This is a genomic window from Streptomyces pseudoechinosporeus (genome assembly GCF_054783935.1).
Genome location: NZ_BAAGPS010000021.1, coordinates 43353 through 52920, shown reverse-complemented (window position 1 = coordinate 52920; position 9568 = coordinate 43353). Strand labels below are relative to the sequence as shown.

The following is a 9568-nucleotide window of genomic DNA, read 5'->3' as shown; positions in this document are numbered from 1 at the left end:
ACGCCGAGCCGGTGAACCGCAGGCGGTCGAGCGCGGCCCGGTCCGCGCGGGCTGTCAGCCGGGTTGCCGGATGCTCTCGAAGATCCGGGCGAAGCCCTCCTCTCCGTGGCCCGCGTCGATCTGGCGTTGGATGAGTCGCTGGACCGTTGCCACCACCTCGGTGCTGATGCTCTGTTCGGAACTGGCGGCCAGGATGTCGCCGAGGTCGGAGAACTCGAGGCTCTGCTGCCCTTCGACGGTGTAGTCCCCGCCGTCGATGACTGCGGCGAACCCGTGGAAGGCGCCGGTCATGGCGGTCAGCCAGGGCGCCGCCATGGCGGCGAACTCGCCCGCCGTCACGCCGGTCGGCGCGACCATGGCGGCGCCGTGCATGAATCCGGCGAACATGACGTACATGCCCGAGAGCAGGGCGAGGTCGTACAGGGACGCCAGCCCGGCATCCTCGCCGAAGTAGGTACTGGTTCCCCAGAGATCGAGCAGCGGCTTGTGCTGATGGAACACCTCGGCCGACCCGCTGTAGAGGACCGATGCCCCCGGCCGGCCGATCATCTGCGGTACGGCCATGATGCCGCCGTCCAAATACGCGACCCCGGCACGGGCGGCCCAGGCGGCCAACTCCCGGGACTGGGCCGGGGATGTCGTGGTGACGTTGATCAGGGTTCGCCCGGCCAGATCGTCGGAGAGCGGATCGAGCACTTCATGGACCGAGGCGTGGTCCAGCAGGCATGCGATCACCAGTCGGCCGGCACGGACCGCGTCGCCGGACGTGGTGGCGGCCCTGGCGCCCAGCGTGACGAGACCGTCCGCTTTGCCGGGTGAGCGGTTCCAGACCGTTGTCGTGTACCCGGCCTTCACCAGGGCGCCTGCCAGAACGCTCCCCATCGCCCCCAGCCCGAGAACGCTCACCTGAACGTCGCTGTTCGTTGTCACTTCGCGGTTCCCCTCGTGTTCTGCGGCTCGTCGGCTCTTCGGCTCGATCCTCTCCGCCGCCGCTAGAGTTGACCAGTACGGACTAATTAGTCAGGTACTCACCTTTTGGTAAGTGCCTCTGGGGAGGAGCGGGATGGCAGTGTCAGCACGACGAGGTCCCTACTTCTGCGGCATCGACGCGGCGATGGATGTGGTCGCCGGCAAGTGGAAGTCACTGATCCTCTGGGAGTTGCACCACCATGGGACCCGCCGGTTCGCCGAACTGCGCCGCGGCTTGCCGGGCGTCAGCGAGAAGATGCTGGTTCAGCATCTTCGGGAGATGGAAGAAGACGGGCTCGTACATCGTGAGGTGTACCGCGAGGTGCCACCGAAGGTCGAGTACTCCCTGACAGAGCACGGCATCTCCCTCAATGCTGCCCTGGCCCCCCTGGGGAGTTGGGGCACCGAACGCATACGGCGGATCGGGGCCGACAAGGTCGCGGTCGATGGCGACGCGACAGTTCGGCGATAGGCACGCCGGAACCGTGCACGGCGCCCTGAGCGACTTCAACAGTGCGCTTCAACAGTGCATCGGACGGACTGAGACATGGGGGACGCACGGGTGAGTGAGACCGTGTACGCGGAGCAGTCCTGGAATCCGCTGGCCAGGACGGTCGAACTGACCGAGAGCGGGCTGAAGGTGGGGAGCAGGACGACCCCCTTGGCCGAGTTGCACGTGGCGGCCATGGCGGACGCGTATCTGCGGGGGCAGTGGCTCGGCGGCGGTGGCTCCGAGCGGCCGTTCGCGTATTTCGCCTCCGGCACCGGGATCGTGCCGGTCACGCGTATCACCGGGTCCACGAAGCCGGTGAAGGCGCGCCGGGCCGCCGAATTCGCCCAGGTCCTTGGGGACATGGCGGTACGTCACGCCGGTGGCCCGGCGGCGGTCGCCGCACTCGCCGACCGGGCGCGGGCGGAGGGCGTGCCCCTGTGGATGGCACGGCGGGTCGCCGACGGCCCGGGCGGGCCGGTCACGGTGGCGGTGGACCGGCGGTCCGTACGCGTCGACGTCTGGTCGCCGTCGGCCCTCACCGTACGAGTCCGGGCCCCGCACGGAGTGTCGGCCGACCGCCGGGATCCCAGCCGAGGGCTACTGCTGACGGTGGGCGAGACACCTGCCTTGCTGGCCGCCACCTTCGCCCGGCGGAAGTCGAAGCGCCGCGTGGTCGTCGAGATCCCGCAGCGCCGCTGGGAGCTGACGCGCGAGAACGCGCTGTCCTCCCGCCTGACCTGCAACGGCCGTTCCGTGGCCCTCCTCACTCGTCCCCGGCCCGGCGCGGCCGTACCGGGCACGGTGCTTCTTCCTCTCGCGGACGTACGACACGACAGCCCCGACCCGCTGGATGCCGTCATGGCCCACACCTTCGCGGTCGCCTTCGGCCTCGGCGACGCGACGGGCACGGTCCGCTTCCGCGCCCGCCGGGTCCCGTCCAGGGACGAGCCCGACTGGGACCAGCCCTGGTTCACCAACCTGGGCTCCGGCAGCGACGACAACGGCTCCGGCGGCGGGGCCGGAGACGGCTGGGACGCGGACAGCGGAGGCGGCGACGGTGGAGGCGACGGCGGCGGTGGGGGCGGCGACGGTGGTGGCGGTGGCGGGGACTGACCACGCGGGCCCATGGCGGACAGCGCCAGGTGTGACCCACTCGATTCCGGGCTGGTCACCTGGGAGGACGGCCGCTTCACCGAGTACAGGAACACCAGTGCCGGAGCGATCGGCATGAGCAGCAGCCGGCCGCACCTGACCGAAGCGCAGGCCGCGATCCAGGAGATCGCGGACCGGCCGACGGCTGGACGCCTTCGGCGTCCCGACGGCTCCCTTCCGGGTTCGGCTGCCCTGAGGTGCCGAACCCGGAAGGGGCGCCACGGCTATCGCACCGCTGTTACTGCTTCCAGGCCCAGTGCAGGCGGTCGAGCCCGCTCTGGTTGTTCACCTTCAGGCTGAGGCGGGTGCCCGTGCCCTGGAGGGTGGTGAGGGAGTAGGTGTCACCGTTGCGCAGGCCGGGCCAGTAGACCGAGCCCAGGCCCATCTCCCGGATGATGTCGGTCGCGGCCTGGATGTACGCGACCTCGTTGGAGCCGTTGACAGGGCCGTTGTAGTCCAGGCCGGTCGTCATGGAAGCGCCGAACTCGTCGAGGATCGTGCGTGAGGCGCAGTCGCCGATGCGCTCCTTGAAGTCCGCTTTCCACTGGTCGACGCTGGTCCAGTCGGTGTGCCAGAAGCCGTAGTTGTGCAGGGCGATCCGGGTGCCGTCGAGCCGACTGTCGGCGCACACGGGCTTGACGTCCTCGCTGTACTTGAACCCTCCGATCACCATCCGGTCGCGGGGCACCTTGCGGTGGGTGGTCACCCACTTCGCGGCGATGTCGGTCCACTCCTGGGCGGTGTAGCCGAACGGCTCGTTCATCGGCTCGAAGTACACCTTGGAGTTGCGGGCGTAGGCGGAGGTGATCCGTGCCCACATCCGGTCCCAGGAGGCCTGGTCGTCGATCTTGCCGTCCTTGGCGTTGTCGGCCTCCCAGTAACCCAGGATGACCTTGAAGCCCTTGGCGGTGGCGGCGTCGATCGCGCCCCGGTACGACTTCCAGAAGGGGCCGTTCACGGAGGTGGGGTTGACCGGAAGGCGGACGGTGTTGGCGCCGAGCTTGGAGAACCCGCCGATGATCGCCCTGGACTTGGCGTAGGTCGTGGCGTAGCTGTCGGAGGTGGACAGACCCGAGGGCACGACCGCGTCGTCGGCGAAGTTGTCGCGCGGGTCGGCCCAGTTGACCCCTTGGAAGTCGCTGACGGGCGCCGGGCGGGCGTGGGTGGGGGCGGCTGCGGGAGCGGCGGACGCGGGGGAGGCGAGGGCCCCGCCGAATGCCGTGACGCCGGCCAGCAGCGCCCCCAGGCAAGCTGTCCCGCGATGGTTCTTTCGAGGCACGAAGTCCCTTTCGGCGCAGGTGAGTCCGCGAAACCTTGACTGCAGCTCGGCGGCTCTGTGGCTCCCGCAAAGTAGAAGAGATCCCGAACAGAGGTCAACACATCTGCACACCAAATTTCATCAAGAACGCAGGCTCACGAGCTGCCCACGGCCAGCCGCGAGTCCCTCAGCCGTGCAGCCAGATCCGCAGCGGACCGACCGGCTCGAAGCCATGGCGTACGGCGACCGCAAGGTCATCGCCGTGCTCATAGCCCACCACCGGCAGGGTGGGGAACAGCCACCGCACAGCGTCCAGTACGACCGGCCAGGCCACGTCAGGGCCGCCGTCCGGCGAGAAGACGTTGGAGATGCCCACCACCTGGTCGCTGCGGGTCGCCACCGCTCCGGCGACCACCCGGCCGTCGGCGGAGTGCCCGGTGAGCACGAACGTGGCGGGGTCAGCGAGCAGTTCGGGCCGGAAGAGGTCCGCATGTCCGCCCCCGTCGTCCCAGGCGAGCGCCCATGCGCGCAGCGTGTCCGGGTCGCCCGCCACGTCCCAGGCGAGATCCGACGAGGTGGCGGGCGGCGCACCCGCCGGGCGGTGGATCCACTGCGCCTCGAACAGCACCTGGAAGCCGGCCCCCGTCAGGTCGAGGTCGGCGAAGCTGTCCTTGACGCAGGCGCCAGGCGCGGTGGTGTCGATCCGGGCCACCAGCGCGGCCGGGTCGGCGCCCGGCACCAGCGTCACCGCGTCGGGGTAATACGGCGGCGTGCGGACCGGAGCGGCCCAGGCCTCTTCCCCGAACTCGCCCGCCAAGCCGTGCGACCGGCTCATCACCGTGCACCACTCGGCGTTGTTGTGCGCGGCGACCTGGACCAGGAACTGCTTCGGCGTCGTCACGAGTGCGGATCATGGCCTGTCCTGCCCCGGCTGGTCGAACCGTTTTCCGCCGCCCGCAGGACGGACACCTCGCCCAAGGGCGGCCAGCCCCTCGGAATTACGGGAGAGCCGTGCCGGGAAGCCGTCGATCACCAGGCCGGGCAGCTGACCGTCTGCGGACGCGACAGTGTGGTGGACCGCCAACTGGCAGATCTTGCAAGAAGTTTCCGGCACTTTCAGAGGCGCGCCTTCCGCTTCGGGAGGCAGGCCTTTACTATCTGCGGCACCGCAGGCTTGCAAGTTTTCAGCAAGAACCTTCAACGGCTGTTTCCTGACACCCGTAATGCGCCACCTTCGATGGAGAAGGACCCCACATGGCCAGCAGAACCCTCTCCGGCGCCCTCCCCCTCGTGGCCGCCGCCACCCTCGTCATGACCCCGACCGCAGCCCAGGCCTCCCCACCCGGCACCAAAGACGTCACCGCCGTCCTCTTCGAGTGGAACTTCGACTCGGTCGCCAAGGAGTGCACCAGCACGCTCGGCCCGGCCGGGTACGGCTACGTCCAGGTCTCGCCGCCCGCCGAGCACATCCAGGGCACACAGTGGTGGACCTCGTACCAGCCGGTCAGCTACAAGATCGCCGGACGCCTCGGCAACACCACCGACTTCACGGACATGATCACCGCCTGCCACAACGCGGGCGTGAAAGTCGTCGTCGACACCGTCATCAACCACATGTCGGCGGGCAGCGGCACCGGCACCGGCGGCTCCTCGTACAGCAAGTACGACTACCCGGGCCTGTACTCGTCGAACGACCTCAACGACTGCACCACGACCATCAACGACTACACCAACCGCGCCAACGTCCAGAACTGCGAACTCGTCGAACTCGCCGACCTGGACACAGGCGAGGAGTACGTCCGCGCCGCCATCGCGGGCTACATGAACACCCTGCTCGGCCACGGCATCGACGGCTTCCGCATCGACGCGGCCAAGCACATCCCGGCGGGCGACCTCGCCGCCATCAAGTCGCGGCTGAGCAACCCGGACGCGTACTGGAAGCAGGAGGTCATCCACGGCAGTGGCGAGGCCGTCCAGCCCACCGAGTACACGGGCAACGGCGACGTCCAGGAGTTCCGGTACGCGTACGACCTCAAGCGGGTCTTCAACAGCGAGAACCTCGCCTACCTCAAGAACTACGGCGAGGGCTGGGGCTATATGAGCAGCGGCGTCTCCGGTGTCTTCGTCGACAACCACGACACCGAACGCAACGGCTCCACCCTCAGCTACAAGGACAACGCCAACTACACGCTCGCCAACGTCTTCATGCTCGCCTGGCCCTACGGCGCACCCGACATCAACTCCGGCTACGAATGGTCGGACTATGACGCCGGTCCGCCCAACGGCGGTACGGTCAACGCCTGTTGGCGGGACGGCTGGAAGTGCCAGCACGCCTGGCCGGAGATCCAGTCGATGGTCGCCTTCCGCAACGCCACCCGCGGTGAGCCGGTCACCAACTGGTGGGACAACGGAGGCGACGCGATCGCCTTCGGGCGGGGCAGCAAGGGCTACGTCGCCATCAACCACGAGTCGAGCGCCCTGAGCCGTACGTACCGGACGTCCCTCCCGGCGGGCACGTACTGCGACGTGCAGAGCAACACGACGGTCACGGTGAACAGTTCGGGCCAGTTCACGGCCACCCTCGGCTCCAACACGGCTCTGGCGATCCACGCCGACAAGTCGAGCTGCTGAGCCGCTTCCGCTGAGCCGCTTGCGCCTCCGCGTCACCGCGCATTGTTGCGCCCGGCAATGCGCGATGCGCGAGGGCTTGACGGTTCCATGACATCGTCCTACGTTCCGCCCTGAAATGGGAGCGCTCCCATAACTCGGCGGCGATTGGGCGGATCATGCTGCGCAGACTCAGGAAGTGGACGCTGACGTCCACAGCTGTCTTACTGACGGTCGCCGGTGCCACCGCGGCCACCCCGCCAGAGGTCACTGCGATCACCGCGGCCACCACGGCGACGATCGACGGCTCGACGAGGCTTCAACCCATCGACGGTTTCGGATTCTCCGAGCACTTCGGCCGGGCCGATATCATGCGTGGCTCGCAGGGCCTGTCCGCCCAGAAACAGCGCGAGGTGCTCGACCTGCTGCTGAGCCCCAGTACCGGCGCCGGACTGAGCATCCTGCGCCTCGGCATCGACTCGGGCATCCAGCCGACCGACCCCGGAGGCCCGAACGCGACCCCCAAGCACGTATGGGACCGCGACGACAACGGCCAGGTGTGGCTGGCCCAGCAGGCGAAGTCGTACGGCGTGACCCGCTTCTACGCCGACGCCTGGACCGCCCCCGGCTACATGAAGACCAACGGCACCGACGCCAACGGCGGCACCCTGTGCGGCCTGTCCGGCGCCTCCTGCGCAAGTGGCGACTGGCGCAAGGCATACGCCGGCTACCTGGTCCAGTGGGCGAAGTTCTACGGCCAGGAAGGCATCTCGATCACCGACCTCGGGTTCACCAACGAGCCCGACTGGACCGCCACTTACGACTCCATGCGGCTCACCCCCGCCCAGGCGGTCGAGTTCACCAAGGTCTTCGGGCCGATCGCGAACGCGGCCGGACACAAGGTCGTCTGCTGCGACTCCTTCGGCTGGAACCAGCAGAAGAACTACAGCAGGGCGATCGAGGCCGACCCGACCGCCCGTAACCTCGTCGCCACCCACGCCGGCCACACGTACGCCAGCCCCGTCGACGGACCCCTGCCGACCCAGAAGCGGACCTGGATGTCGGAGTGGTCGCCCGACGGCACCACCTGGAAAGAGACCTGGGACGACGGCAGCGGCTACGACGGGTTCACCGTCGCCTCCGCCGTCCACGACGCCCTCACCAAGGGCAACACCAACGGCTACATCTACTGGTACGGCGCCTCGACCGGCACCACCCGCGGCATGATCCAGCTCGACGGCGACAACTACCGTGTCTCCAAGCGGCTTTGGGCGATCGCCAACTACAGCCGCTTCATCCGCCCCGGAGCCACCCGCATCGGCGCCACCACGCCCGACGGCAACCTCAAGCTGTCGGCGTTCCGTAACAGCGACGGCTCGGTGACGGTCGTGGCGCTCAATGCGGCCACCAGCGCCACCCAAGTCTCGTACAGCCTGCAGAACATCGGATTCACCAGCGGTACGGCCACTCCCTATCTGACCAACGGCTCCAGCAGCACCGCGCAGCAGTCCGCCGTGCCGGTCACCGGGGGCTCGCTGAACGCCACGGTTCCGGCCCGGTCCCTGGTCACCTACACCATCAAGCGATAGGAGTCATGATGCGCGTGACAAGACGTCTGGGTGTCCTGTTCGGCGGGCTGGCGCTGCTGCTCGGTGCCGTGGTGGCGCCGTCCGCCGCCTCCCCCGAGAAGGCGGCGGCGTTACCGAACAGCTTCACGTGGCAGTCCAGCAACGTGCTGATCTCCCCGAAGTCGGACGCGAGCCACCAACTCAGCGCGATCAAGGACCCGTCGGTCGTCTACCACAACGGCCGCTGGCACGTGTTCGCCAGCACCGCGAGCAGCACCGGCGCGTACAGCATGGTGTATCTGAACTTCACCGACTGGTCCAACGCCGCCTCCGCGCAGCACCACTACCTGGACCAGACCCCGATCGGCAGCGGCTACAAGGCGGCGCCCCAGGTGTTCTACTTCGCGCCGCAGAAGCTGTGGTACCTCGTCTACCAGACCGGGGACAACGCTGCGTACTCGACCACCGCGGACATCGCCAACCCCAACTCGTGGAGCGCCCCGAAGAAGTTCTACGCGAACGGCATGCCGCAGATCATCAAGGACAACATCGGCAACGGCTACTGGGTCGACTTCTGGGTCGTCTGCGACACCGCGAACTGCTACCTGTTCTCCTCCGACGACAACGGGCACCTGTACCGCTCGCAGACCACCCGGGCGAACTACCCGAATGGCTTCACCAACACGGTGATCGTGCTGCAGGACTCCAACAAGTACCGCCTGTGGGAGGCCGCCAACGTCTACAAGCTCAAGGACTCGAACACCTACCTGCTGCTCAACGAGGCGATCGGCGGCGACGGCAGGCGGTACTTCCGTTCCTGGACGTCGAACAGCATCACCGGCACCTGGACCCCGCTCGCGGACACCGAGGCCAATCCCTTCGCGCGGGCCAACAACGTCACCTTCAGTGGCATCCCCTGGACCCGGGACATCAGCCACGGCGAGATGATCCGCGACGGCAACGACGAGACCCTCACCATCAACCCGTGCGGTCTGCGGTACCTGTACCAGGGCATGGACCCCGCAGCGAGCGGCGACTACAACACCCTGCCCTGGCGGCTGGGCCTGCTGACCCAGACCAACTCCAACTGCTGAAGGTTCTCGCAGGCCACAGGCTAGGCTGACCGCAAGACCCGTAGAACAGGAGTGCCCATGCCGCAGATCACCGTCGACTACTCGGTGCCGCTCGCCGACGCCTTCGACCGGAAGGGCTTCGCGCTCGCGCTGCACACGATGGTGGTGGAGACGGCCGCCGCGAAGATCGAGGCGTGCAAGACGCGGTTCCGGCCGACCGAGGATCTTGTGATCGGTGCGGAGGCGGACGGGCACGCGCTGGTGCATGTCGCGATCGCGCTGCTGCCCGGCCGCACCGAGGAGACGAAGGCGGCGCTGACCGAGCGGACGCTGGAGCTTCTAAGGGTCCATGTGAAGCCCGCGGGCGGGCTCACGCTGCACGCCTCTGCCGAGGTGAGGGACCTCGACGCCTCGTACCGCAAGTTCGAGGAGTAAGGCCTGGCAGGGA

At 68.1% G+C, this 9568-nt stretch carries 8 protein-coding genes and 1 pseudogene; 6 read left to right on the top strand and 3 right to left on the bottom strand.

All coding sequences use genetic code 11. The features are described 5' to 3' along the window. Nucleotides 1–54: 54 nt before the first annotated feature. The gene (locus ACYVO6_RS22950; protein WP_461063980.1) at nt 55–930 is read right to left on the bottom strand and encodes an NAD(P)-dependent oxidoreductase; all 876 of its coding nucleotides are present in this window, start codon (nt 928–930) and stop codon (nt 55–57) included. A gap of 133 nt (nt 931–1063) precedes the next feature. On the opposite strand from ACYVO6_RS22950, the gene ACYVO6_RS22945 reads away from it, so the two are divergent. Together ACYVO6_RS22945 and ACYVO6_RS22940 are read left to right on the top strand one after the other, a co-directional pair. Then, nucleotides 1064–1441 (top strand): winged helix-turn-helix transcriptional regulator, encoded by a 378-nt coding sequence (locus tag ACYVO6_RS22945; RefSeq protein ID WP_461063978.1) that lies wholly within the window; start codon nt 1064–1066, stop codon nt 1439–1441. 90 nt (nt 1442–1531) lie between these two features. After that, nucleotides 1532–2575, top strand: coding sequence for a hypothetical protein (locus ACYVO6_RS22940; RefSeq protein WP_461063976.1), 1044 nt, complete (start codon nt 1532–1534; stop codon nt 2573–2575). Between the two features lie 277 nt (nt 2576–2852). Here ACYVO6_RS22940 and ACYVO6_RS22935 read toward each other — a convergent pair whose 3' ends face one another. After that, nucleotides 2853–3893 (bottom strand): glycoside hydrolase family 5 protein, encoded by a 1041-nt coding sequence (locus ACYVO6_RS22935; protein WP_461063974.1) that lies wholly within the window; start codon nt 3891–3893, stop codon nt 2853–2855. Nucleotides 3894–4059: 166 nt separating this feature from the next. Beyond that, the gene (locus ACYVO6_RS22930) at nt 4060–4773 is read right to left on the bottom strand and encodes a hypothetical protein (RefSeq protein ID WP_461063972.1); all 714 of its coding nucleotides are present in this window, start codon (nt 4771–4773) and stop codon (nt 4060–4062) included. Nucleotides 4774–5126: 353 nt separating this feature from the next. Here ACYVO6_RS22930 and ACYVO6_RS22925 point away from each other — a divergent pair, with 353 nt between their 5' ends. The 4 genes and pseudogenes from ACYVO6_RS22925 (at nt 5127) to ACYVO6_RS22910 (ending at nt 9555) form a co-directional block, all read left to right on the top strand. Continuing rightward, the gene (locus ACYVO6_RS22925; protein ID WP_461063970.1) at nt 5127–6503 is read left to right on the top strand and encodes an alpha-amylase; all 1377 of its coding nucleotides are present in this window, start codon (nt 5127–5129) and stop codon (nt 6501–6503) included. Nucleotides 6504–6658: 155 nt separating this feature from the next. Then, nucleotides 6659–8068 (top strand): glycoside hydrolase family 30 protein, encoded by a 1410-nt coding sequence (locus ACYVO6_RS22920; RefSeq protein ID WP_461063968.1) that lies wholly within the window; start codon nt 6659–6661, stop codon nt 8066–8068. A 98-nt stretch (nt 8069–8166) separates the two neighbouring features. Then, nucleotides 8167–9141 (top strand): annotated as a pseudogene (locus ACYVO6_RS22915) (non-reducing end alpha-L-arabinofuranosidase family hydrolase); the annotation flags it as partial. A 57-nt stretch (nt 9142–9198) separates the two neighbouring features. Next, complete coding sequence (locus ACYVO6_RS22910; RefSeq protein WP_461063966.1) at nt 9199–9555, top strand: 5-carboxymethyl-2-hydroxymuconate Delta-isomerase; 357 nt, start codon at nt 9199–9201, stop codon at nt 9553–9555. Nucleotides 9556–9568 lie beyond the last annotated feature (13 nt).

What these genes read in the sequence shown, in the direction of transcription:
- ACYVO6_RS22945 (WP_461063978.1), top strand. Translation starts at nt 1,064, where the DNA reads ATGGCAGTGTCAGCACGACGAGGTCCCTACTTCTGCGGCATCGACGCG.
- ACYVO6_RS22925 (WP_461063970.1), top strand. Translation starts at nt 5,127, where the DNA reads ATGGCCAGCAGAACCCTCTCCGGCGCCCTCCCCCTCGTGGCCGCCGCC.
- ACYVO6_RS22920 (WP_461063968.1), top strand. Translation starts at nt 6,659, where the DNA reads ATGCTGCGCAGACTCAGGAAGTGGACGCTGACGTCCACAGCTGTCTTA.
- ACYVO6_RS22910 (WP_461063966.1), top strand. Translation starts at nt 9,199, where the DNA reads ATGCCGCAGATCACCGTCGACTACTCGGTGCCGCTCGCCGACGCCTTC.